Here is a 23,761-nt window from a genome sequence, read left to right on the forward strand (position 1 = left end):
AACCCCTATCTACATTTTATATTTCTGTAACTGCCCTGTTATTTGATGGTCTTTTAATGTGTAGCCCTTGCATCGATACAACTGGTCTTCTTCCTCAAAGGACAATTCTTTTAAAATCGTCTCATTTTTTAGTTGTGAAAGAAGTTTTCCTTCTGTTGAAGGTACCTTTACCTCATAAGAATCCATCATTTCGATGATGGTCTTTTCCATTTTCACCTTGAGGGCATGGCGGTCTTCTTCATTAAATGCACTAATAAAAGCCGTCGGTGTGTCGGCAGTCGGAACAAAATCAGGATGCTGGATATCCTTCTTATTATAAACCGTTAATTGCGGGATATCTTTTACATCCAGATCCTCGAGCAGTTTATTAACTGTTTTTTCGTGTTGAAAATAATCCGCATTCGACATATCCACAACATGGAGAAGCAAATCTGCTTCTTTTACTTCTTCAAGTGTCGAGCGAAATGCAGCGATTAGAGCTGTAGGCAAATCCTGAATAAATCCAACTGTATCGGTAATTAAGGCTAAAAACCCGCTTGGTAAAATTAATTTCCGGGTCATTGGGTCAAGTGTGGCAAACAATTGATTTTCCTCATAAGACTCCGCTTCAGACAGACGGTTAAACAACGTTGATTTGCCAGCATTGGTGTAACCGACAATCGCTACTTGAAAAGCTTTATTTTTCTTTCTTCGTTCCCGATATCGTTCCCGGTGCTGGACGATGACAGCGAGCTGGGTTTTAATATCATCGATTCGGCGGCGGATGTGACGGCGGTCGGATTCTAATTTGGTTTCTCCTGGCCCTCTTGTTCCGATACCTGCCCCCAGCCTTGATAATGCGATTCCCTGTCCTGCTAAACGGGGAAGTATGTATTGAAGCTGCGCAAGCTCGACTTGTAGTTTTCCTTCTTTGGATCGTGCTCTTTGAGCAAAAATGTCTAAAATAAGCTGTGTCCGGTCGATAATTCTGGCATCGATTTCAGAGGCAAGATTCCGCTTTTGACTCGGAGATAGCTCATCATTGAAGATAACGATATCAGCTTCAAGCTCTTCCACTAAAGCGACAATTTCTTCCACCTTTCCCTTGCCGATATAGGTTGCCGAGTGAAGACGATCTCTTTTTTGCACTACAGACACTAATACTTCACCCTGCGCGGTTTCTGTTAATGAGGCTAACTCTTCCATCGAATATTGAAAACGCAAATCATCATAAGCTATCGTTTGACAGCCGATCAGAATTGCTTTTTCTTTCGTATCTTTTTGTTCCAATCAACATCCTTCCCTTCACAAAAAGCTCTACGTCTCATCATAACAAAAAAGCTTTTTAATCTCTATTTTTCCCTATAACAACCTTATTAAAAATAATTGTTGTATTTTTCTTTATGCGTGGTAAAATTTTAGTATTTCATGAAAGACAACAAGGGGAATATGATTATTATGACATGGGAAGTTTTAAGTATGATTGGCACAATTGCTTTTGCGGTCAGCGGCGCGATTGTGGCCATGGAAGAGGAATATGATATTTTAGGAGTTTATATACTAGGAATTGTTACTGCCTTTGGCGGAGGGGCTATTCGAAACCTGTTAATCGGTGTACCCGTTTCGGCTTTATGGGAGCAGGGATTATTTTTTCAAATCGCTTTATTATCGATTACAGCGGTGTTCTTATTTCCATCAAATCTCCTTAAGCACTGGCAAAAATGGGGCAATTTGTTTGATGCCATAGGGTTATCTGCCTTTGCCATTCAAGGTGCGATTTACGCGGCAAATATGAATCATCCACTCAGTGCTGTGATTGTTGCTGCAGTCCTAACCGGAATCGGCGGCGGGATCATTCGCGACTTATTAGCCGGTCGAAAGCCAATTGTCTTAAGATCGGAGATTTATGCCGTTTGGGCAATTCTAGCGGGCGTAATCATTGGCCTTAAAATCGCTTCAAGCTCATGGGAATTGTATACACTATTTATCCTGGTTACCGTATTGCGCGTTCTTTCCTACACCTTTGATTGGAAACTGCCGATACGGAGGCTGGGAGCACATTAAAAAAATCGACGGTGACTGACCGTCGATTTTTTTTAATCTTCTTCAAACACCAAATCATTGCTTCGCAATGTCATCAAATCATGCCTATCATAGCTATTTAGCATTAAAAGCCTCATGGCTTGAGCACGAATCGATTTTTCAATAATATTGCGGACATAGCGGCCATTTGAAAAACTGCTCGGACTTAAAACGGCTTTTACCCAGATTAAATGCTCTTTTAACTTTTTTTCAGCCTCATGACTAAAGGTGTATTCTCGTTCTACTATCATCCTGCCCGCAATTTCCATCAGCTGCTCAATATTATAATCAGGAAAATCAATGACCAACGGAAACCGTGAATGGAGACCGGGATTTAGCGTTAGAAAATAGTCCATTTCTTGTGAGTAACCCGCAAGGATGAGAATAAATTCATGCTGTTTATCTTCCATATGCTTGACAAGTGTATCAATTGCCTCTTTTCCAAAATCCTTTTCCCCGCCGCGTCCTAACGAATAAGCCTCGTCAATAAATAAAATGCCGCCTTGAGCTTTTTTGATCAAATCACGTGTTTTTTGGGCGGTATGTCCGATATATTCACCAACGAGATCGGCACGTTCCGCCTCAATTAAATGACCTTTGGACAAAACACTCATTTTTTGAAACAGCTTGCCAATTAACCTGGCAACGGTCGTTTTTCCGGTTCCGGGATTTCCTTTAAACATCATATGCAGCGCTTGTTTTCTAGCCTTTAAGCCCATTTCCTCGCGTTTCTTGTTTACATAAATCCAGGCATAAATTTCCTTTATCATTCGTTTCATTTCATCCATACCAACCAAAGCTACCAGCTCTTCTTCAATTTCTTTTAAGGCTGTATGCTCTGGGGGAATGACCTTTGGAACAACTTGAAAGTCAGGTAACTCTTTCGTTACAGTTTCTCTTTTTTGAGAATTGAGAACAACTTTTATTTGGCCGTTGCTTTTCATTCGCATACGTTGGTCCAAAGCTTTCACCTCTCATTCTGCAGACAGTATACGTTTGGTAGGATTTTTGTTAGCAAATTTTTCACTAAAAGTTTTTCTTTTAATAAATTGGGATACATAATCCTTCATTTTATGTGTATTCAATGCCTTTGCATTTCATTAAATAAAGTTGAAAAATAAAAAAGAGCCCTTCCAATATGGGCTCAGATTTACGAGAGAGATTATTGATTATCCAGATCAAGCTGCACATTACGCTGAGGTGCAAATGTTGAAATAGCATGCTTAAATACTAATTGCTGTTTCCCCTCTGACTCAAAAAGAACTGTAAAGTTATCAAAGCCCTTAATTTGGCCTCTTAATTGGAATCCGTTCAATAGGAACACCGTAACGTGTGTGTTATCTTTACGGCACTGGTTTAAAAATTGATCTTGAATGTTAATTGTGGTTTTCATTTGTATATCCTCCTCTTTTATCTCTACTAATATGTATTCGATTTTACTTGAAGCTTTCCTTCAACATAATGTGAAATTTCCGTTATTTTTTTCGTGAAATCGTTCACATCTGTCATATCAAACCATTTTACATCCATTTTGTTACGAAACCAAGTTAATTGCCTTTTGGCATATCGCCTGGAGTTTTGCTTTAAGGTTTCAACCCCATCATCAAGGGAAACTTTCCCATCCAGGTATTCATAAATTTCTTTGTAGCCAATGGCCTGAATGGATTGACAATCCCGAAGGCCTTGGTGATACAGGCTTTTTACTTCATCTAAAAGTCCTTGTTCCATCATTAAATCTACGCGGGCATTTATCCGCTCATAAAGCATGTCTCTTTCCATTGTCAGGCCAACGAGTGCCGTATCATACATTAGATCCGGCTCCTGAGTCCTTTGGAATTCTTGCATCGTCTTACCTGTAAGATGGTAAATTTCTAAGGCGCGTATAACTCTTCTGACATTATTGGGATGGATTTGAGCTGCGCTTTCTGGATCCACTTCAGATAATTCTTTATAAAGTACCTCATTGCCAATTTCTTTTGCTCGTTGTTCTAACTGCTGGCGAAATTGTTCATCACCTGAAACATCGGAAAACTGATAATCATAAATGACCGATTGAATATAGAGTCCAGTTCCACCGGCAATAATAGGAAGTTTTCCCATTTTGGCAATCTCTTCTATCTTTGCCCTGACAAGCGATTGGAATTCAGCAACGGAAAAATTTTCGTTAGGCTCCTTAATATCAATCAAATGGTGGGGGATTCCCTCCATTTCCTCTGGAGTTATTTTAGCCGTTCCAATATCCATGCCACGATAGATTTGCATTGAATCACCGCTGATAATCTCACCATTAAACTGTTTAGCCATTTCAATACTCAGCTTGGTCTTTCCAACAGCGGTTGGTCCGATGATGACTAATAATTTTTGTTTTGAATCCAATATTTTCACACTGCCTTATACCTTTTTTAAATGGAAGGAGTTCATTCGTTGACCTTCCACCACTTCATCGTAACACAATTTTGAAAAGCAGTTGAACATCAAATAAGTATATACAAAAAATTTCTTTTCTATGCGTGTTGGGTCGAATGAATATATTTTTTTCAGTTTGATTACAATCTGATGAATTTTTCGTCCAAATTTACAAAACGATAACGGTTCATTTACAAATCGCTTTTCACCCCCAAATTCATGTTAGGCTTAATCGTACACTATTTTGTAAAAAAAACTCGCAATTTGTCATGCGGGTGTTACGTAAATATTTATAAATTAGGAAATTAGGTGAATAAAATGCTATCAAATTTATCAAATTATGATATTGGTATTGATTTAGGAACTGCAAATATATTGGTATATAGTAAGCATAAAGGGATTGCGCTTAATGAGCCATCTGTAGTCGTGGTTGATACCACTACTAAAAATATTGTTGCCGTCGGCTCGGAAGCATATGAAATGGTCGGAAAGACTCCAGAAAAATTTGTCACCATTCGTCCATTAAAAGATGGTGTTATTGCCGATTTCGACATTACCACCGAAATGTTAAAGAATATCTTGCGAAAGGCTTCCAAAAAGCTTGGTTTCGCTCTACGTAAGCCAAATGTTGTCGTTTGCATCCCTTCTGGTTCTACTAGCGTAGAAAGAAGAGCCATTCATGATGCAGTGAAAAATGCAGGCGCTAAAAAAATCACCTTAATTGAAGAGCCAGTTGCGGCCGCGATAGGCGCTGGGATGCCAATTGATGAACCTGTTGCCAATGTCGTGGTGGATATCGGCGGCGGAAATACTGAAGTCGCGATTATTTCCTTTGGCGGCGTCGTATCTTGTCATTCCATTAAAGTCGGCGGAGACCGCCTGGATGAAGATATTATTCAATACGTTCGTAAAGAATACAATGTGTTGATTGGAGAAAGAACGGCCGAAAAAATCAAAATGGAAATTGGTTACGCCTTAATAGATCACGAGGAGCAATTTAAGGAGATTCGCGGACGTGATTTAGTATCTGGATTGCCAAAAACTATTAAGCTATCATCCTATGAAGTTAGAAATGCTTTGAAGGAACCTTTATTGCATATTTTAGAAGCCATCCGCGCCACACTTGAAGATTGTCCCGCAGAACTAAGCGGCGATATTGTCGACCGTGGTGTTATCCTTACAGGAGGCGGTTCATTATTGAACGGCATGGAGGCATGGTTAAGCAAGGAGATTGTAGTTCCAGTACAATTGGCAGAGAATCCGCTTGAATCTGTAGCAATCGGAACCGGAAAAGCAATACCATATATGAATAAGCTGCAAGCTGCAGTAAAATAGTTAAAAACAGGCTGTTCGACAGCCTGTTTCTTTTATACATTTTGTTGTTTTCGCATTCGGTTGAAGTATAGGAAAATCGGAAAAGGTATAACGATGAATCCAAGGCTTTTAATGATTTGATTTTTTGCACTTTCCTTAACTCGGTTTTTTTCATCTTTAACTGTTTGTTCGTACCTTGCTCGAAGCTCCTTCTCCGTCAGCACCTTCTCGTCTTTCACTTTATTATCTTCTCTAATTTGTTTAAAATCTTCATAGCTCTGATAATAACTTGGCGGACTAATTAAATCGGCTGCCGCCATAAAGATGGATATTCCACCTCCAATGACCATCATTAGAGTAGCAAATAAGACTAAATACGTATAAAGATGGCGTATCACTGCTTCTTCCCCCTTTTCTTTATTTTTCACGGCATAAACAATAACAAAAATAATGATAACGATGGGTAAAAATGCACTTAATAGGCTTAATGCGATCAAGGACTCATCCTCCCCTCTTACCAACATTATACAATGATTAGTGTAATTTTACACCTTCAATTATTGGTTATTTATTGATAGAAAACAACAATTTTTTACAAACTCAGCGATTTTAGTTTATGTGCCGAGTTGCCATTCTCGAATGGTTTTCGGACACGTAGAACCTCTCCACGTTACCTAATTCGCTTCCTCGGAACATTTTCAGGCACATAGACCCATTCTACGTTACCCAATTCGTTCCTTCGAACGCTTTTCGGGCACGTAGAGCATTTCTACCCATCAATTGATAATAAAAAACAAATTTATATGTTGACAGGGATGCCAAATGTAACTATTATAGTTACAGGTAATCAATTTAATTACAATCAAAAAATTAATTTATAAAAAACATACATTGGAGGAATAAGCTATGAAAATGCTTGTTACAGGTGCAACAGGGAAATTGGGATCGAAGGTAGTAGAAACGATTTTGAATACTGTTCCAGCAAGTCAATTGGCGGTAAGTGTCCGCAATCCGGAGAAAGCAGCCGGATTACAGGCTCGGGGAGTTGAAGTTCGACAAGGAGATTTTGATCGTCCAGAAACATTGGATGCGGCTTTTGCAGGTATTGACCGTTTATTACTTATTTCCGCGGATGGGGACAATGAAACTAGAATTCGTCAGCATACGGATGCGGTTGCGGCGGCAGAACGTGCAGGGGTAAAATTCATTGCTTATACTAGTCTGGCGAATGCAAGTGAAACCACGATGTTCCTTGCCCCTCCACACGTTGCGACAGAAGAAGCGATTTTGAAAACTGGTATTCCTTACTCCTTCTTACGCAATAACTGGTACTTAGAGAATGAAATTCCAAGTATTCAAGGTGTCCTCGCAGGAGCTCCATGGGTGACATCCGCTGGTTCTGGCAAAGTCGGCTGGACACTTCAACAAGACTACGCAGAGGCAGCGGCAGCAGTACTGGCTGGAGAAGGCCACGAAAATACCATTTATGAGCTTTCTGGCAAGCCATTGTCACAGGAAGAACTGGTTTCTGCCCTAGGCACTGTATTAGGGAAAGAAGTCCCTGTTCAACAGGTGGATGACGCCACTTATGCTGATATCATGAAAGGTGCTGGTTTACCGGATTTCCTCATTCCATTCCTAGTTGGCATCCAGAAAGGCATCCGCAACGGAGCATTAGAAATCGAAAGCAATGATTTCGAAAAGCTTCTTGGCCGTCCGGCTACGCCAATAAATGAGGCATTGACTCAGATTGTTAACGGAATCTCTTTAGCTAAATAATAGAACATACTTAAAACCGACCTTTCGAATGCAAAAAAGGTCGGTTTTTTTATATGAACGGCAGTTCATTACCCAATTTATTCAGAAGAAGGCTCCTCCGGTAAATGAAAGATCGTTTTTAAACACAGAAAAGGCACGTAGCTCATCACTACGTGCCTTTTCTGTGCTTCAATGCAGTTTCTCCATTATTTACATGACCCGTTTAAACATCTTCTCCATTTCATATACCGAATAATGCACAATAATCGGTCTTCCATGCGGACATGTAAACGGATCGGATGCCCTACGCAAATCATCCAGCAGCGCTTGGATTTCATCGTTGCGTAAATGGCGGTTTGCTTTAATCGAAGCTTTACAGCTCATCATAATGGCTGCTTCCTCACGAAGCTTTTTGATATCCACTTTTTTCATCAAAAGTAACTGTTCAATCATCTCTTCAATGATTTGTTTTTCCTCACCCTTAGGAAACCATTGCGGGTGGGAGCGGACGATGAAACTATTCATGCCAAACTCCTCGAGAAAAACGCCAACCTTTTCTAGCTCACTCGAGTATTCATTTATCTTCAGGTATTCGTCAGTTGAATACTCAAACGTTAATGGCACGAGCATTTCCTGAAGCTCGGACTGCACCTGCCCCACTTTTTCACGGAAGTATTCGTACTTAAGTCGTTCCTGAGCAGCATGCTGATCGACGATATAAAGACCATTTTCATTCTGCGCAAAAATATACGTTCCATGCATTTGTCCGATTGGATACAACCGAGGGACCCGGCTCTCATCTTCAACAGGCTCTGGCTCTGGCACAGTTTGTGGCTCAACCGGAGATTCAATTCGTGTTTCAACCAATCCAGAAATAGGATCATCCATATCCTCATAAGTATCTGCAGGTACCTCACTAAAAGGATCAACGGACTCCCAGGTTTTTAATTCAGAAATCGATTCTTTTGGTTCGAAAGTATAAGGTCGTTCTACTGTTACTTCAGGCGCTTTATAAATGACAGGCTCCTTCTTCACAAACGATGTATTCGATAGAGGAGTACCCTCGTCCAAAACCAAAGAAGTTTGTTCCGATTTTGGCGTTTCTTTTTTCACAGGGGTATAGGCAGTCGGAATTAATACCTTCGATTTGAAAGCCTCTTTAATGATAGAAGTTACGAGTTCATTCAATTCCGATTCCTTACTGATGCGGACTTCCATTTTCGATGGATGGACATTTACGTCGACAAGCAAGGGATCCATATCGATATTCAAAAGCACAATCGGGAACCGGCCAATAGGAAGCAAGGTATGATACCCTTCCTGTATCGCTTTTGCCAATGGATAGTTTTTGATAAACCGACCATTGATCATGGTTGAGATATAGTTTCTCGATGCTCTTGTTACTTCTGGCATCGAGGCAAATCCAGTAATTTTATAATCAAGCGACTGACCGGAAATGGGCACGAGCTGTTTGGCAATACTCATTCCGTAAATCGCCGCTAACACCTGACGAACATCGCCATTCCCATTTGTCTGCAGCAGCTTCCGCTCATTATGAATCAGGCGGAACGCTACCTCTGGATGCGATAGCGCCAACCGGTTCACCACATCCGTGATATTTCCAAGCTCTGTGTGAATGGTTTTCATATACTTCAGACGTGCAGGCGTATTGAAAAATAAATCGGTAATCGTAATATCCGTGCCGCGTCTGCTGGATGCTTTTTCAAAGGTTTCTACCTTGCCGCCTTCAATGACGACCAAATTTCCAGCACCCTCGCCAGTAGAGGTCTTCATTTCAAGCCTGGAAACAGAAGCGATACTTGGCAGGGCTTCGCCGCGAAATCCAAGAGTGCGAATCCGGAATAAATCATTTTCATTTTTGATTTTAGAAGTAGCATGCCGCTGAAAAGCAAGCAGCACATCATCCTCTTCAATTCCGTTCCCATTATCAGTGATGCGGATCTTCGCGAGTCCTGCTTCTTCTACCTCAATTTCGATGACCGTGCTGCCGGCATCAATGGCGTTTTCCACTAATTCCTTCACGACAGAGGCAGGGCGTTCGACTACTTCTCCTGCCGCTATTTTATTTGATAAGGCGTCATCTAATTGGATAATCTTACCCACCAGCAATCGCCTCCTACTTTAATTTCTTTTGAAGCTCATACAGCATGTTAATTGCTTGAAGTGGTGTTACATCTAATAAATCCAGTTCTTTGATTTTATCCAAAACTTTTTTCTCTTTAGTAGAAAGCTCAGGCTTTTTTGGTTCCTGCGGTTCATCGAAAAAGGATAACTGCGCAGGCTTTTCTACCACTTTTGCTTCCACTTTTACTGGAACGATCTGAACCGCTTCAGGCTGTTCAAGTGCTGTTAAAATTTCATTGGCCCGGTCAATTAATTCAGCAGGCAGCTCTGCCAGCTGAGCGACATGAATACCGTAACTCTTGTCAGCAGGGCCTTCCTTTATTTTATGAAGGAAAACAACCTTGCCATTGTGCTCAATCGCACTGACATGGATGTTTTTTAACTTCAATAGTTCTTCTTCCAATACGGTTAATTCATGATAGTGGGTTGAAAACAGTGTTTTCGCCCCAATCCGGTTATGAATATATTCAATGATGGCCTGTGCAAGAGCCATCCCGTCATACGTTGATGTTCCTCGTCCAATCTCATCAAATAAAATCAAACTGTTTTGCGTTGCGTTCGCAATTGCATTTTTCGCTTCCAACATTTCGACCATAAAGGTACTTTGGCCTGAAATCAAATCATCGGCCGCCCCAATTCGGGTAAACACTTGGTCAAAAATCGGCAGCACCGCTTCATCAGCCGGGACATAACATCCGATTTGCGCGAGGATGGCGGTCAAGGCAATCTGGCGCATGTACGTGCTCTTACCGGACATGTTTGGCCCCGTGATTAACAGAACTTCCCGGTCACTGTCCATAAAGCAATCATTTGGTACATATTCCTGGGCGTTTAACACCTTCTCAACAACCGGGTGACGTCCATCTTTAATTACCACACGGCGTTCCGTTGAAAATTGTGGTTTCACATAACGGCGTTCCTCACTCACTTGTGCGAAGCACTGGAGCACATCGAGCTCGCTGACGGTTTTCGCAAGTGCTTGCAGACGTGGAATTTGTTCTTTGACGATTTCACGAATTTCCGTGAATAACTCATACTCGAGCTCGCCGCACTTTTCTTCCGCTTGTAAAATTAACGCCTCTTTTTCCTTTAATTCAGGGGTAATAAAACGTTCCGCATTGGTTAATGTTTGTTTGCGCTCATACTGACCTTCCGTTAAGAGGTGGAGATTGGCCCGGGTGACTTCAATATAATAGCCAAATACCCGGTTATACCCTACCTTCAACGATTTAATCCCGGTTTTCTCTCTTTCCTCACGCTCTAGTTGGGCAATCCATGTTTTCCCGTTCCGGCTGGCATCGCGATATTGATCTAACTGGGCATTGTAGCCGTCACGAATCATATTTCCTTCTTTTAAGGAAAGCGGCGGATTCTCCACAATAGCCTGTTCCAATAAATCAGTCACTTCTTCACAAGGATCTAGAAGATCTGCGATTTTATTCACTTCTTCATTCTGCATACTGTTTAAGATTTGTTTTAAAAAAGGTATCTGAATTAAGGAACGTTTTAATTGAACCAAGTCGCGTGCATTCACATTTCCAAAAGCAACACGGCCTGCTAAACGTTCTAAATCGTACACTTCTTTTAATTTTTCACGAAGTTCCTGACGCTCAAAATAATGGTTCATTAGCACTTCTACTAATTTATGGCGGTATTCAATTTCGTCTTGGACAATCAATGGACGGTCAATCCAGTGCTTTAACATCCGGCCGCCCATGGCGGTCATGGTTTCATCCAGCAGCCATAACAGTGAGCCTTTTTTTCCTTTTGAGCGAATCGTTTCGGTTAATTCCAAGTTCCGTTTTGAGAAATAATCAATTTTCATAAATTGATGAATTTGATAGGTTGTTACTGGCTGTAGATGATCAAGGCTTCTTTTTTGCGAACGATATAAATAATTAAACAATCTTGCCACCGTTTGCTTGAGCTTGTCCTGATTTAACCCTTCGAGCAAATGAGTAAAATTTAAATCTATTGAACTATTATCTTCAAACGAAATCGCAAGGACATCGCGTTCACGCATTTTCTTTTGCAGGTCGCCATCAAAACTGCTGGCAACGACCACTTCCTTTGCACCTAAAACGGCCAATTCATTCAATACTTCATCAAAGTTATTGGATAACAAGGTTACTCTGCTTTCACCTGTGGAAATATCGTTATAGGCAAATCCGTACGTTTGGTCGTCAAATGCTGTAATCGATGCAATATAGTTATTCTCTTTATCTGATAACCCTTTGCCTTCCATGAGCGTTCCTGGAGTGATCAATTGGACCACTTCACGCTTTACCATACCTTTTGTTAGTTTGGCGTCTTCCATTTGCTCGCAAATCGCTACTTTATAACCTCTTGAAACGAGCTGTTCGATATATCCAGGGGCTGAATGGTAGGGAACACCGCACATCGGGATCCTGTCTTCCGAACCACCTTCACGGCTTGTTAAGGTTATCTCTAATTCTTGTGATGCCTTAATTGCATCCTCAAAAAACATTTCATAAAAATCGCCTAAGCGAAAAAATAAAAAGGCATCTTGATAATCTGCCTTTACGGTTAAGTATTGCTGTATCATCGGCGTATAACCAGCCATAATGACCTCCACTGTTTTAATCTTTCGAGTATCTTCGACAAACTATTATACCATAAATGAAGGGTGAGGCACTCAGCGATTACTTCCAATTCTTTAAGACAAAAAAAGAGCTTGAGTTAAACTCAGCCCTTTTCAATAACCTATTCTTCTCTAATTTTATTTTCTCTCCCAAACAGTCCTTCTTGCCATAGTTGATATATGTAAAGAGTGATTGAGATTAGAGTCATATACATAATCCCTTCAAGAGGTGACAAGTTTCCCCCACTAGTAGTAATTCCGAGTTTCTTCCATAAAGCTCTGAAACCGAAAGAGTAGATACAATCTGTAATCAAATTAACAAGGAAATAAATCCAAAATTTACGGAAGGTAAAATAAAAAATCCAGATCGTCCCTACCAAAAATACACCATATACGGTATGTACTTGTGCTACCTTATCCCACGAAAAAAGAGTTTCTTTGTATTTCCACCAGCCATAAGTCCAAGCAATTTGGTAAAAGATTGTGTTAATAACCGTTGCAAACAAGGCAACCGGCATATACCTGCGAATAGCCGAGTTTTTTAAAAAGAATAGAGAAAGCCATGGTACTAAAAAGAAGGCCCAAAAAATGAGGTTTATCATCACTGAAATCTCCTTTGGTGTATTGTTATAAAATACCCAAATTCCATTGATTAATTCTTCAAATATATAATGTTGTCATCAAAGAAAATAATTTTTTAAATATTCCGATTAATCTATCCCCATCTTTTACCATACCATGATATTATTTAAATAAGGGTGGTGAATTTATGGAGTGGTTTGGCCGAAGTAATACAAATTATGATTTTGATATGTTTTCAGTTAGTCACTTTGTTATCATGACCATCTTATTTCTGGGTGCCATTTTGATTTTTCTTTATCGAAATAAACTGAAGGATGAGAAATGGCGCGGTGTGGAAATTGGGATTGCTGTTTCATTAATTTCAATTGAAGTAACCTATCATTTTTGGATGGCTATCAATGGAAGCTGGGATGTAAGTCATGCATTTCCGTTGGAATTATGCAGCATCAGCTTGATCCTAACGGTCATTTTATTGCTGACTAGAAAAAAATTAATCTATGAGATTTTATTATTTACGGCATTATTAGGTGCCACTCAGGCAATATTCACTCCATTATTAAATTATGAATTCCCACATTTTCGGTTTTTTCATTTCTTTTATACTCATTTAATGGAGATTTGGGTTCCTTTGTATTTCACTTGGGCAAAGGGATACCGCCCGACCATTTGGTCCGTTTTGAAGCTGTTTGTTTTCTTGAATATTTTAATGCCCATTATTATGTTGATTAATAAACTAACAGGCGGAAACTATATGTTCTTAAGCCATAAACCAGATGGTGCCAGTTTATTAGACGTTCTGGGTCCATACCCTTTCTATATCCTCTCAATGGAGGGGTTATTAATCACCCTTAGTCTTTTCGTCTGGCTTATTTTCCGTGAGAAATCACCCAAAAAGCTGGAGGCAGACCGGGATTTGTCCATTCCATAAACAATCCAAATTAAGAGAAACCGGGCATTGCCCGGTCCTTTTTTTGTCAAGCGAATATCTCCTAAACCTTTCCTCTCTGTTCTTTTTTAAAAATTTCTGAATATTTATTGTTTTTAATTTTAATTTGTGCTATTTTTATATTCATCAAAAAGAAGTTTATACTTCATTTTATGCATAATTAAAGGAGAGACTTCATGAAAGAACAAACCATCAAGGACAGGATTGAACTGTATTTTAATGAACTATCGAAGGCACAGCAAAAAGTGGCAAACTTTGTGCTGAAAAACCCAACCTTTATCGGTGTCCATTCTGCAGCCGAAGTTGGGGACAAGGCTGGCACAAGCGAGACAACAGTTATTCGCTTCTGCTATGCAATAGGGCTCGAAGGATATACCCAGCTGCAAAAAGAAATTACCCTATTTGTATTTAACCATACATCTGAAAGTACACTGGGGAATTACGTATCCTCTAAAAAAGAGCTTTTCAATGACCAGTGCCTGGTCGAAAAAGGAATGAACAAAGATAGCTCTAAAATTATCAGAATTGCCAAACAAATTGATAAGAAACTATTTAATGATGCAACACATAAATTACATGAAGCGAAAAATATTTACATTGTGGGTGCCGGTGCATCGGAGTTTGGTGCTCAGTGGCTGCATTTTACGATGAATATTCTTAGGCCTAATGTCAGGCTTATCCAAACACAAACAGCAGAACTGATTCGAACCCTCCAGGAAATCGATGAACAAGCGGTGGTAATTGTCATTTCACTACACCGTTATTTTAAAGAACCAATACAAATAGCCAAGGCACTCCATGAACGGGGTATTACGATTCTGGCCGTTACAGATTCTAAACTTGCTCCTATCAATAATTATTGCTCCTACGCTTTTATATTAGAACAACCTGAGCTATCAACCATTGATCTTATGCCTTCTCTCATTTCCTTTTTAAATATATTAGTTACAGGGATGATGACATTTGATCCAGTTTACTACAACAATCAAAGGGTTAAGTACGATGATTTTCAATATAGCTTTATTTCGGACAGGTGGAGTTGACAATGGTGACAGAACAAACATTAGCTGAACGTTTAAGTTCAATTTTCGAACATTTACATAGGAATCCGGAGGTCAGTTGGGGGGAAGTTGAAACAACCGCATTTATTGCAGACTTTCTTCGAAAAGAAGGTTTTGAACCATATACATTTGAAAATATGACTGGATTATATGTAGATATTGGCGAAGGGACTCCCATGGTTGGATTCCGTACAGATATCGACGCTCTATGGCAGGAAGTGGACGGTCAGTTCCGCGCCAATCATTCATGCGGACATGATGGGCACATGACAATGGCACTTGGCACCATTCTTTTATTAAAAGAACTTGCCCCAACACTTACAGGAGCCGTGCGTATTATATTTCAACCCGCTGAGGAAAAGGCACAAGGGGCAAAGGCACTTGTGGAGGAAGGCGTTGTTGATTCGCTTCACTATCTGTTCGGGACACATGTAAGACCGCATTTTGAACTACAAGACGGGACGTATGCGCCGGCACTTTATCATGGGGCTGCAAAACTTTTGACCGGAACCATAAAAGGAGTGGAAGCACACGGATCCCGGCCTGAAAAAGGGGTAAACGCAATTGAGGCAGCAGCCGCTTTAATTGACGGGTTAAAACGGGTTTGGATTAGCCCGGCTGAAACTGCTTCTATTAAAATGACACAGCTTCAAGCAGGCGGCACCTCAACAAATATCATCCCTGGTAAGGCAACCTTTAGTATTGACGCAAGGGCTCAAAATAATGAAACGATGGAGGCATTAACTGCCGGGTTTGAAAAAGTTATCACTGCCGTGAGTATGATGTATGGAGCTTCGATTGATTACCAAGTGGATGCCCATATTGCCGCCGCTCAAGTGGATGAAACGGCAAAAGCGATTATGCAACAAGCGATTATCGATGTAGCAGGCAAGGAACATTTAGCACCGGAAATTGTCACTCCAGGCGGAGAAGACTTCCATTTTTACGCTTATAAAAGACCAAAACTAAAAACAACGATGCTTGGACTTGGCTGCGGGGTCACCCCCGGGTTACATCATCCACATATGACATTTAATCGAAAACGGCTCCCGATAGGGGCTCAAATCATTACAAGAGCCTTAGTATTGGCATTACAACCAATAGAAAGGAGCGAGAATTAATGATTATCATTCGAGAACTGAAAACAATTGAGGAAATGGAACAAGTTCAAGAACTGGAATGTAAAGTTTGGGAAATGCCCCCCACTCCAACACACCAAACGTTAACGGCAGTAAAAAACGGCGGCATTATGGTCGGTGCCTTTGACGGAAACCGATTAATCGGTTTTAGCTATGGCTTTGCCGGCTTCCGTGATGGCAAAAGCTATTTATGCTCACATATGCTCGGAATTGACGAGGATTACCGTTCACACGGCATAGGTGAAAAACTTAAGCTTGAACAACGTGAAATTGCCATAACGAAAGGCTATGACTCAATGCACTGGACATATGACCCGCTTGAAACCCGAAACGGATATTTAAATCTAACCAAGCTTAATGGGATTTGTGACACTTATGTAGAAAATTGCTACGGTGAGATGAAGAACGTCTTCAATCAAGGACTGCCGTCAGACCGTTTTGAAGTGCATTGGCATTTAACCAGTCGTTATGTTGTTGAAAAACATTTACCAAATATAGATTGGCCTGCAGCTATAAACACCATTTCATTTAATGAAGTAGGCCTGCCTGTTTACGTTGGGGGCATTGAGCAGGATCTAAACCGCCCTGCCTATTCATTGGCTGTACCAAAGGATTTTCAAGCCTTAAAAGCCGCTAGCCAACCACTGGCGATGGACTGGCGAATACAGACGCGAACACAGTTCCAACGCTTATTCAAAGCGGGATATGCCACTGTTCGATTACAGCCAAATGAAACACACAATAAATACATTTTTGTAAAAAAAGATACGTTAGCACTAGGAGGAGAAACAAAATGAAGATTACAGACATTACGATTCGCCATTTAAAAATGAAATTAAAAGCACCCTTTACTACTAGCTTTGGAACATTTACAGACAAAGACTTTCTATTACTAGAAGCAAGAGACGAAGACGGAACCATTGGATGGGGCGAGTCGGTAGCCTTCCATTCCCCTTGGTACAACGAAGAGACATTACAAACAAATTGGCATATGTTAGAGGATTTTTTAATTCCGTTACTATTAAAGAAGGAAATGAACCATCCTGATGAAGTGAGTGAACTTTTTGCCCCCATCAGAAAAAATAATATGGCAAAGTCGACCATTGAAGGTGCCATTTGGGATATTTATGCACAGCAAACCAATCAATCTCTTGCTTCTGCACTCGGTGGAAAAAAAGAAAAAATTGAAGTTGGGATTAGTATTGGCATTCAAAAATCAATTGACGACTTAGTAGCGTTAGTCGATGAATATGTAAAGGAAGGCTACAAACGGATTAAAGTGAAAATTAAGCCGGGCTGGGATGTTGAAGTCATGCGAACATTGCGCGAGAAGTTCCCTGACGTTGCGATTATGGCAGATGCAAACTCGGCATACCGTTTGGAGGATGCAGAGCTTTTAAAAAAGCTGGATGAGTTTAACTTAACGATGATTGAACAGCCTTTAGCATCGGATGACATCATCGATCATGCACAGCTGCAAAAAATACTAAAAACTCCAATTTGTTTAGATGAAAGCATTCATTCTGTTGAGGATGCGCGTAAAGCGGTAGAACTGGGCAGTACAAAAATTATTAATATTAAAATCGGACGAGTCGGCGGTTTGACGGAAGCAAGAAAAATCCATGATTACTGTGAGGCAAATGAGATTCCAGTATGGTGCGGCGGCATGCTTGAGTCCGGGATCGGACGAGCACATAATGTTGCATTAACTACTTTATCAAACTTTATTTTACCTGGCGATACAGCAAGCTCGAATCGTTACTGGGAAAAAGATATTATCCTGCCCGAAGTTGTGGCGGAAAACGGATATATTCAGGTACCTCAAACTGCCGGAATTGGCTATGAAGTGGATCTGGATGCAGTAGATGCATTTACAGTAGCGAAAAAACATTACAAATAATGGGGTGAATAGGATGAAGAAAAGCTTACAAATTGGCGGAGCGTTCGTCGGTTTAATTGTCGGGGCCGGCTTTGCTTCAGGGCAAGAAATTATGCAGTATTTTACCAGCTTTGGTATTTGGGGAACCGTTGGAGGAATTATCGCTGCTGTGGCGTTCGCATTTTTAGGCTACACCCTGGCACAGTTGGGCTCTGACCTCCAGACATCATCTCATAAAGAGGTTATTTACTATTTAGGCGGTCGTTATATTGGGTTCATTTTAGATGTTATCATTACCTTCTTTTTATTCGGTGTAGCTGTTGTTATGTTTGCGGGTTCAGGCTCGACATTCAAGCAAATGCTCGGCATTGATCCCATGATAGGCAGCGTGATTATGGTGGCTGCCACCATCTTAACTCTATTATTAAACGTAAAAAATATTATTAATTTAATTGCAATCATAACCCCTTATTTAATGGTCATTATATTTGTGATTTTAATATATTCTATTTTTACCATGGATATATCTTTCACTGAAGCAAATTCATTAGCAAAAGAACAAAGTTCCTCAACTTCAAACTGGATTATGGGTGCACTGCTATATGTATCCTATAATATCGCCGCGGGTGCCGCATTATTGATTGTTATGGGCGGTACCATTAAAGACCGTAAAGTAGCGGGACTGGGCGGTATTTTTGGCGGAATTATGCTTGGTATATTGATCATCTTAATTAATCTCTCAATGTTTGTAAAAATGGATATCGTAGGCGGTGTGGATATGCCAACACTTGAACTCGCCGCACAGATTCACCCGGCAGTAGGCATTCTAATGGCGATTGCTTTACTTGGTATGATGTACAACACAGCAGTGGGTATGTTCTACGCCTTTACAGTCCGTTTCATTAAACCAGAAAGTAAATCCTTCAAGCCGGCCGTAGTAGTGACCGGGTTACTGGGATTCGGCGCCAGCATAATAGGGTTCACTACACTTGTAGGAAAAGTATACTCCACAATGGGCTACCTAGGCTTTGCCCTAATCTTAGCAATCTTGATCGCCTGGGCAAGAAAAGGAAAAAGTCATAAGCCTGCTATAACGGCATAATAGATGTAGCTTGGTTCTAATCTTACAAAGGACCAAGCTTTTCTATGGATTTTCCCCATGCATTAACAATTTATTATTGACCTTTTTCTATTAACTAATTATAATAAGGAACGTTCCTATAAAAATTTTCTCAGTAACTCAGCACGTCCTGAAAATAAATATTCTTTAACTTGTCCCGATAGCTCAGCAGGATAGAGCAACAGTTTCCTAAACTGTAGGTCGGAGGTTCGAATCCTCTTCGGGACGTCAAAAAGCCTTGATTTTTCAAGGCTTTTATTTTTCTTAAAAATATGCATCCTATAATGATTGAAAAAACTTACCATAACAATAAAATGTTTTTGGATACTATTTAGTTTCAACCAAGACAATTTCGTTAACAATTGGAATTTCCTTTGTTAAGAGTGTTAACAGAGTTTCTTCGACATGATTATCAATTTCGCAAATTGTGATTGCCGGACCATTTATTTTTGAACGTTCATTCGCCATCCGAGCGATGTTAAATCCGTTTTGGTAAAGAACAGCTGATAATTCGGAAATAACCCCTTTTCGGTCTTTATGGCGGATCACAAGTGTCGGCCGTTCGCCGGAAAATTTTAAAGGATAATCATCCAGTTCCTGAACCTCCACCTTGCCCCCACCTAAAGAACTGGCCAACACCTTTACAGTACGTGAAGCCCCTGATAATTCTACAAGAACGGTGTTAGGGTGATAACTTCCAAGCACCCTTTTCGTAAATTCATATTGTAAGCCCTGTTCTTCGGCAATTGCCTTTGCATTTGGGATGCCATCATCTAGGGTCGATAATCCCATAACACCCGCTAACAGCGCTAAGTCTGTTCCGTGTCCTTGGTAGGTTTCAGCGAAGGATCCCATTAATGAGAACCTCACATATAATGGTTTTTCATTCAACAGCTGGTAGGCAATGTTCCCAATTCGAACAGCCCCGGCCGTATGCGAACTTGAAGGGCCAACCATTACAGGGCCGATAATTTCATAGGCACTTTGGTATTTTGCCGGGCCGCAGCCACTGGCTTTTTCATTGAATATCTGTTCTTTTAATTTCTTGCCTGTTGGAGTTCCGGCAAGACCGCCTATCCCTGTTTCTCTCAATGATTCTGGCATTTGCTGTCCTACCTCATGCATCACATGGACTACCTCATCCGGAGGGATGATGCTGACTACCCCTGCTAACGCCATATCTGCTGCAGCTTGTGCGGTAATCGCATGTAAACCGTTACGGATGATGCACGGGATTTCCACCAGCCCGGCCACTGGGTCACAGACCAACCCTAGTGAATTTTTCAAGGCGATTCCAACGGCATTTCCAACCTGCGTCGGTGTTCCACCGGCCAGCTCAACAAGGGTGCCGGCTGCCATTGCTGTTGCAGATCCGACTTCGGCCTGACACCCGCCGGCAGCCCCTGAGATTGATGCTTTATTCGCAATAACCAAGCCAAGGGCGGAGGCAGTAAACATGGACTGAACAATTTGCTTACGGGTAAATTTTCCGCTATCAAGGGCATGAACCAGTACAGCCGGCAGGATTCCTGCTGAGCCTGCTGTCGGTGTTGCCACAATCCGCCCCATCGCCGCATTTACCTCTGAAACCGCGAGCGCAAACGCTGCAGCATTTAATGTTATAGGGTTTATAAAGGAATTCCCATTTTCGGCATATTGGTGAAGGCGGTGACCGTCCCCGCCTGTCAAACCGGTCCGGGACATAACAGGCCTCATCGTTCCTTTACGGACAGCCTCCTCCATCACTGCAAATTGCTCAGCCATTTTTTCAAGTATCGTTTCTCTAGGATCACCTTTCTGTTTTACCTCTGTATCTATCATTAATTCCGCAATAGTTGTTTTCTCATTTTCAACAAGTTCCATTAATTCACTTAAACTCGTAAAAGACATATGCTCACTCCCTTTAAAGAAGAAGGTCCTTACGCCTGAAGCATAAGAACCGTCTCTCTGTTTCCTACTTACTTAGGAAAAATCCGCATAGATTGCGATTTATCAAATCCACTCCTGAACTCTATATTGTTTGATACACCTTTTGTTTATATATCGGAGGTGTAAGCTCTTTCGGGATTAGCGACTCATAGGTTTCTCCTTCAAGCCTTTCTATCAATTCCTTTTTAGCCTTTTCAAGTAATTCCGGATTTTCAAGAGCCGAAATAGCTGTACACGCAATGGCTTTTCCCGCTAATAACATGGCATCATGGGCATAGCTTTCTTTACCTTGCGCGACAGCCTGCCAAGTATGAAACGGTGTTCCAAACGCCCAGGTGGAAGTAACACATTGCGCCGTTGGTACATTCCAGCTAACATCGGCAACATCCGTAGAACCTCCCATAAATGTTTCTTTTTCAGAAAATGGGGCGATAAAGTCGGCAATAGGCCGTTCGGCTAATTGAGAAGCTCCCTGTTTTCCCGCTTGTAAAGCTGCCGCACGCTTCTCCTCGTCCGTCAATGTTTCATAAATGATTTTTGCATAGTTTATATTCTGTTCTGAAGCAAGGGGAGCTCCAATTTCTTGCATATATTGGTGCATCACTTTTTCAAGAGTTAAGTTAGGAATTAAATTATGGCAGGAGCCTTGAATTTCGTAATCTACCTTCGTTTGCGTCATAAGTGCTGCACCACGGGCACAGTCTACTACCCTGTCATAAAGCTCTTTTACTTGATATGGTTTCGGTGCACGGATTAAATAAGTCACTTCCGCCTCTGCCTGAACAACGTTTGGAGCCAATCCACCTGTATTGGTTACAGCATAATGAATCCGAGCTTCATCAATCATGTGTTCTCTCATATAATTGACACCGACGTTCATAAGTTCGACTGCATCTAATGCACTTCTTCCTAAATGTGGAGATGCACCGGCATGGGCACTTCTCCCTTTAAATTTAAAGTGTGCATGGATGACCGCATTTGCAGTGGAATTCATGACAGCATTCATTGTGGCAGGATGCCATGAGAAGGCGGCATCCACATCTTTAAAAAGACCGTCTCTTGCCATAAATGTTTTCCCATATCCACTTTCTTCTGCCGGACAGCCAAAATATTGTACGGTTCCAGCAAGCTTATGTTCTTTCATATAATCCTTAACCGCAATAGCAGCCGCTAACGATCCTACCCCCAGTAAATTATGTCCACAGCCATGGCCGTTTCCATTTTTCATAATGGGTTCAAACGTATAGCTGCTCGCTTGTTGGCTTAGCCCTGCCAAAGCATCATATTCACCAAGAATCGCAATGACTGGATGACCCGATCCATAGGAGGCAATAAAGCCTGTTTCAAGACCAGCTATCCCCCTTTTTACGGTAAACCCTTCATCTTCCATTGCTTCGCAAAGCAAATCAGCTGAACGAAATTCCTCAAATCTGGTTTCTGCAAACTCCCATATTTGATCACTTAGCTCTTCAAACAATGGACGTTTTTCATCTATTAAACTAGTAATTTTTTCTGATAAAGCAGTCAATTTTTCCATCTCCTAACTTGCATTTTTTTTGAAAGAAGGAACCTCTTTCTTAGAGCGAATCAAAAATAAAGATCCCGCACACAATAGTGCAAACATAATCAGCATAATAAAAGCCACTGTATAAGAACCGTCAAAAGCATCGACTAAAAACCCTATTAACATCGGAGTAAGAACCCCAGCGAATTGTGCACCTGTATTAATAAAACCATTTGCCGTTCCTACAACCTCTTCTGATAACATTTTTAATGGCGCTGAGATGATTAAAATAATATTAAACGACATGAATACAGTAACAACACTTTGATAGACAGCAAACATAGCTATGTTTGGTGCAAAAGCCATTAAATAAAGAAAAACCGCCGTTAATACTGCAAATATCGCTGCTATTACCTTATCTTTCCCTTCAGGTAATTTATCTAAAATATAGCCACTTGCAAGCATCGCGATAATTCCTGCAACCGCTGGAATAGCTGAAATATACCCAACAGATGTTAAGTCCAGATGTCGTGCCTTAACTAAATAGGTTGGCATCCATGCCATTAATCCCCATTGCACGGCATAAATCGCAAAATAGGCAATGAACAAATTCCATATAATCGGAGTTTTTAAAACATTTCTTAATGGCGCTTTATTTTTGGAAGGGTTTTCAAACTTGCCTACAGTTGAACCTTTCCGCTCTTTTAAGAAAAAGACGTAAAGTAAGGTAAATATAATGCCAATAGCACCCGCAATATAAAAGATCATTCTCCAACCGATCGTTTGCATAGACTGGGTACCCAAGATTGGTGTTATTACTCCCATTATCGTACCGGAAGTAAGCATGAAGGACATAGCCCGGCTCCGTTCATTTTGCGGAAACCAACTCGCAATACCTTTTGATGCAGATGGAAAAAAGCTTCCTTCTCCAATTCCAAAAAGAAATCGAATGAGGATTAAAGACATGAATGACCATGCCATTCCGGACAAAATCGTGAAAACGGACCAAGCAAAAACAGCCATGACAATGATTTTTCTGAAACCAAAACGATCTGCGAGCCATCCACCTGGAATTTGCATTAAGGCATAACCTGCAAAAAAGCTGCTTAAAACAATTCCTGTCTGGGAGGCACTTAACTGGAGATCCTTTGAAATACCTAAAATCGCATAATTCATGAAAAATCGATCAAAGTTTCCAATTGACCATCCTAAAAATAGCAAGATGATAATGACATACTTCCAGTTCTGCGATAATTTGGATACCATAACGTTCCTCCTTGCGAAATTTGTTGAATTCTATTTAAGTATAAAAAAT

At 40.8% G+C, this 23,761-nt stretch carries 20 protein-coding genes and 1 tRNA gene; 10 read left to right on the plus strand and 11 right to left on the minus strand.

Annotated elements, in window-relative coordinates; all coding sequences use genetic code 11:
- Positions 1–9: 9 nt before the first annotated feature.
- Positions 10–1,269, minus strand: a complete 1,260-nt coding sequence (gene hflX, locus LC455_RS03810) for a GTPase HflX (RefSeq protein ID WP_223588310.1) — start codon at positions 1,267–1,269, stop codon at positions 10–12.
- A gap of 168 nt (positions 1,270–1,437) precedes the next feature.
- Between hflX and LC455_RS03815 the strand changes: the two genes are divergently transcribed.
- Complete coding sequence (locus LC455_RS03815) at positions 1,438–2,043, plus strand: trimeric intracellular cation channel family protein (RefSeq protein ID WP_223588312.1); 606 nt, start codon at positions 1,438–1,440, stop codon at positions 2,041–2,043.
- Between the two features lie 32 nt (positions 2,044–2,075).
- Here LC455_RS03815 and spoVK read toward each other — a convergent pair whose 3' ends face one another.
- The 3 genes from spoVK to miaA form a co-directional block, all read right to left on the minus strand.
- A complete protein-coding gene (gene spoVK / locus LC455_RS03820) occupies positions 2,076–3,023 on the minus strand; it encodes a stage V sporulation protein K (protein ID WP_223588314.1) in 948 nt (315 codons plus the stop codon).
- 200 nt (positions 3,024–3,223) lie between these two features.
- A complete protein-coding gene (gene hfq, locus LC455_RS03825) occupies positions 3,224–3,454 on the minus strand; it encodes an RNA chaperone Hfq (protein ID WP_223588316.1) in 231 nt (76 codons plus the stop codon).
- A 26-nt stretch (positions 3,455–3,480) separates the two neighbouring features.
- Positions 3,481–4,437, minus strand: coding sequence for a tRNA (adenosine(37)-N6)-dimethylallyltransferase MiaA (gene miaA / locus LC455_RS03830; protein ID WP_223588318.1), 957 nt, complete (start codon positions 4,435–4,437; stop codon positions 3,481–3,483).
- A gap of 348 nt (positions 4,438–4,785) precedes the next feature.
- On the opposite strand from miaA, the gene mreBH reads away from it, so the two are divergent.
- Positions 4,786–5,802 carry a rod-share determining protein MreBH gene (mreBH, locus tag LC455_RS03835; protein ID WP_223588319.1) on the plus strand — a complete coding sequence of 339 codons (1,017 nt, stop codon included), beginning with the start codon at positions 4,786–4,788 and terminating at the stop codon, positions 5,800–5,802.
- A gap of 32 nt (positions 5,803–5,834) precedes the next feature.
- Here the strand turns inward: mreBH and LC455_RS03840 are convergent, their stop codons facing one another.
- A complete protein-coding gene (locus LC455_RS03840; RefSeq protein WP_223588321.1) occupies positions 5,835–6,278 on the minus strand; it encodes a hypothetical protein in 444 nt (147 codons plus the stop codon).
- Positions 6,279–6,687: 409 nt separating this feature from the next.
- On the opposite strand from LC455_RS03840, the gene LC455_RS03845 reads away from it, so the two are divergent.
- Positions 6,688–7,560 carry an SDR family oxidoreductase gene (locus tag LC455_RS03845; RefSeq protein WP_223588323.1) on the plus strand — a complete coding sequence of 291 codons (873 nt, stop codon included), beginning with the start codon at positions 6,688–6,690 and terminating at the stop codon, positions 7,558–7,560.
- A 189-nt stretch (positions 7,561–7,749) separates the two neighbouring features.
- On the opposite strand, the gene mutL is transcribed toward LC455_RS03845, so the two are convergent.
- The 3 genes from mutL to LC455_RS03860 all read right to left on the minus strand — a co-directional run bounded on the left by mutL (position 7,750) and on the right by LC455_RS03860 (position 12,888).
- A complete protein-coding gene (gene mutL, locus LC455_RS03850) occupies positions 7,750–9,663 on the minus strand; it encodes a DNA mismatch repair endonuclease MutL (protein ID WP_223588325.1) in 1,914 nt (637 codons plus the stop codon).
- Between the two features lie 13 nt (positions 9,664–9,676).
- On the minus strand, positions 9,677–12,268 hold the full coding sequence (gene mutS, locus LC455_RS03855) for a DNA mismatch repair protein MutS (protein WP_223588327.1): 2,592 nt from the start codon (positions 12,266–12,268) through the stop codon (positions 9,677–9,679).
- Between the two features lie 140 nt (positions 12,269–12,408).
- On the minus strand, positions 12,409–12,888 hold the full coding sequence (locus LC455_RS03860) for a hypothetical protein (protein WP_223588329.1): 480 nt from the start codon (positions 12,886–12,888) through the stop codon (positions 12,409–12,411).
- Positions 12,889–13,055: 167 nt separating this feature from the next.
- On the opposite strand from LC455_RS03860, the gene LC455_RS03865 reads away from it, so the two are divergent.
- From LC455_RS03865 to LC455_RS03895, 7 genes are all read left to right on the plus strand, one after another.
- Complete coding sequence (locus tag LC455_RS03865) at positions 13,056–13,796, plus strand: YwaF family protein (RefSeq protein ID WP_223588331.1); 741 nt, start codon at positions 13,056–13,058, stop codon at positions 13,794–13,796.
- A 194-nt stretch (positions 13,797–13,990) separates the two neighbouring features.
- Positions 13,991–14,857 (plus strand): MurR/RpiR family transcriptional regulator, encoded by an 867-nt coding sequence (locus tag LC455_RS03870; protein ID WP_223588333.1) that lies wholly within the window; start codon positions 13,991–13,993, stop codon positions 14,855–14,857.
- A gap of 2 nt (positions 14,858–14,859) precedes the next feature.
- Positions 14,860–15,996: a M20 peptidase aminoacylase family protein gene (locus LC455_RS03875; RefSeq protein WP_223588334.1), complete on the plus strand. Its 1,137-nt coding sequence runs from the start codon at positions 14,860–14,862 to the stop codon at positions 15,994–15,996.
- Positions 15,996–16,811, plus strand: coding sequence for a GNAT family N-acetyltransferase (locus tag LC455_RS03880; RefSeq protein ID WP_223588336.1), 816 nt, complete (start codon positions 15,996–15,998; stop codon positions 16,809–16,811). Before LC455_RS03875 ends, LC455_RS03880 begins: the two co-directional genes overlap by 1 nt.
- Positions 16,808–17,914 (plus strand): o-succinylbenzoate synthase, encoded by a 1,107-nt coding sequence (gene menC, locus LC455_RS03885; RefSeq protein ID WP_223588338.1) that lies wholly within the window; start codon positions 16,808–16,810, stop codon positions 17,912–17,914. The genes LC455_RS03880 and menC overlap by 4 nt, the downstream gene beginning before the upstream one ends.
- 13 nt (positions 17,915–17,927) lie before the next feature.
- Positions 17,928–18,995, plus strand: a complete 1,068-nt coding sequence (locus LC455_RS03890) for a YkvI family membrane protein (RefSeq protein ID WP_223588339.1) — start codon at positions 17,928–17,930, stop codon at positions 18,993–18,995.
- Positions 18,996–19,167: 172 nt separating this feature from the next.
- A tRNA-Arg gene (locus LC455_RS03895) sits at positions 19,168–19,241 on the plus strand.
- A 99-nt stretch (positions 19,242–19,340) separates the two neighbouring features.
- Here the strand turns inward: LC455_RS03895 and sdaAA are convergent.
- From sdaAA to LC455_RS03915, 3 genes are all read right to left on the minus strand, one after another.
- A complete protein-coding gene (gene sdaAA, locus LC455_RS31645) occupies positions 19,341–20,903 on the minus strand; it encodes an L-serine ammonia-lyase, iron-sulfur-dependent, subunit alpha (RefSeq protein WP_317851399.1) in 1,563 nt (520 codons plus the stop codon).
- Positions 20,904–21,024: 121 nt separating this feature from the next.
- Positions 21,025–22,470 (minus strand): M20 family metallopeptidase, encoded by a 1,446-nt coding sequence (locus LC455_RS03910; RefSeq protein ID WP_223588341.1) that lies wholly within the window; start codon positions 22,468–22,470, stop codon positions 21,025–21,027.
- Between the two features lie 12 nt (positions 22,471–22,482).
- Positions 22,483–23,712, minus strand: coding sequence for an MFS transporter (locus LC455_RS03915; RefSeq protein WP_223588342.1), 1,230 nt, complete (start codon positions 23,710–23,712; stop codon positions 22,483–22,485).
- Positions 23,713–23,761 lie beyond the last annotated feature (49 nt).

The organism is Neobacillus bataviensis (assembly GCF_019969725.1).

Bases quoted from the DNA above. Each gene is read 5' to 3' on its own strand.
- menC (WP_223588338.1), top strand. From the start codon at position 16,808: ATGAAGATTACAGACATTACGATTCGCCATTTAAAAATGAAATTAAAA.
- hfq (WP_223588316.1), bottom strand. From the start codon at position 3,454: ATGAAAACCACAATTAACATTCAAGATCAATTTTTAAACCAGTGCCGT.
- sdaAA (WP_317851399.1), bottom strand. From the start codon at position 20,903: ATGTCTTTTACGAGTTTAAGTGAATTAATGGAACTTGTTGAAAATGAG.
- LC455_RS03880 (WP_223588336.1), top strand. From the start codon at position 15,996: ATGATTATCATTCGAGAACTGAAAACAATTGAGGAAATGGAACAAGTT.
- mutS (WP_223588327.1), bottom strand. From the start codon at position 12,268: ATGGCTGGTTATACGCCGATGATACAGCAATACTTAACCGTAAAGGCA.
- LC455_RS03860 (WP_223588329.1), bottom strand. From the start codon at position 12,888: ATGATAAACCTCATTTTTTGGGCCTTCTTTTTAGTACCATGGCTTTCT.
- LC455_RS03915 (WP_223588342.1), bottom strand. From the start codon at position 23,712: ATGGTATCCAAATTATCGCAGAACTGGAAGTATGTCATTATCATCTTG.
- LC455_RS03890 (WP_223588339.1), top strand. From the start codon at position 17,928: ATGAAGAAAAGCTTACAAATTGGCGGAGCGTTCGTCGGTTTAATTGTC.
- LC455_RS03870 (WP_223588333.1), top strand. From the start codon at position 13,991: ATGAAAGAACAAACCATCAAGGACAGGATTGAACTGTATTTTAATGAA.
- mreBH (WP_223588319.1), top strand. From the start codon at position 4,786: ATGCTATCAAATTTATCAAATTATGATATTGGTATTGATTTAGGAACT.
- LC455_RS03845 (WP_223588323.1), top strand. From the start codon at position 6,688: ATGAAAATGCTTGTTACAGGTGCAACAGGGAAATTGGGATCGAAGGTA.
- LC455_RS03875 (WP_223588334.1), top strand. From the start codon at position 14,860: ATGGTGACAGAACAAACATTAGCTGAACGTTTAAGTTCAATTTTCGAA.
- LC455_RS03815 (WP_223588312.1), top strand. From the start codon at position 1,438: ATGACATGGGAAGTTTTAAGTATGATTGGCACAATTGCTTTTGCGGTC.
- LC455_RS03865 (WP_223588331.1), top strand. From the start codon at position 13,056: ATGGAGTGGTTTGGCCGAAGTAATACAAATTATGATTTTGATATGTTT.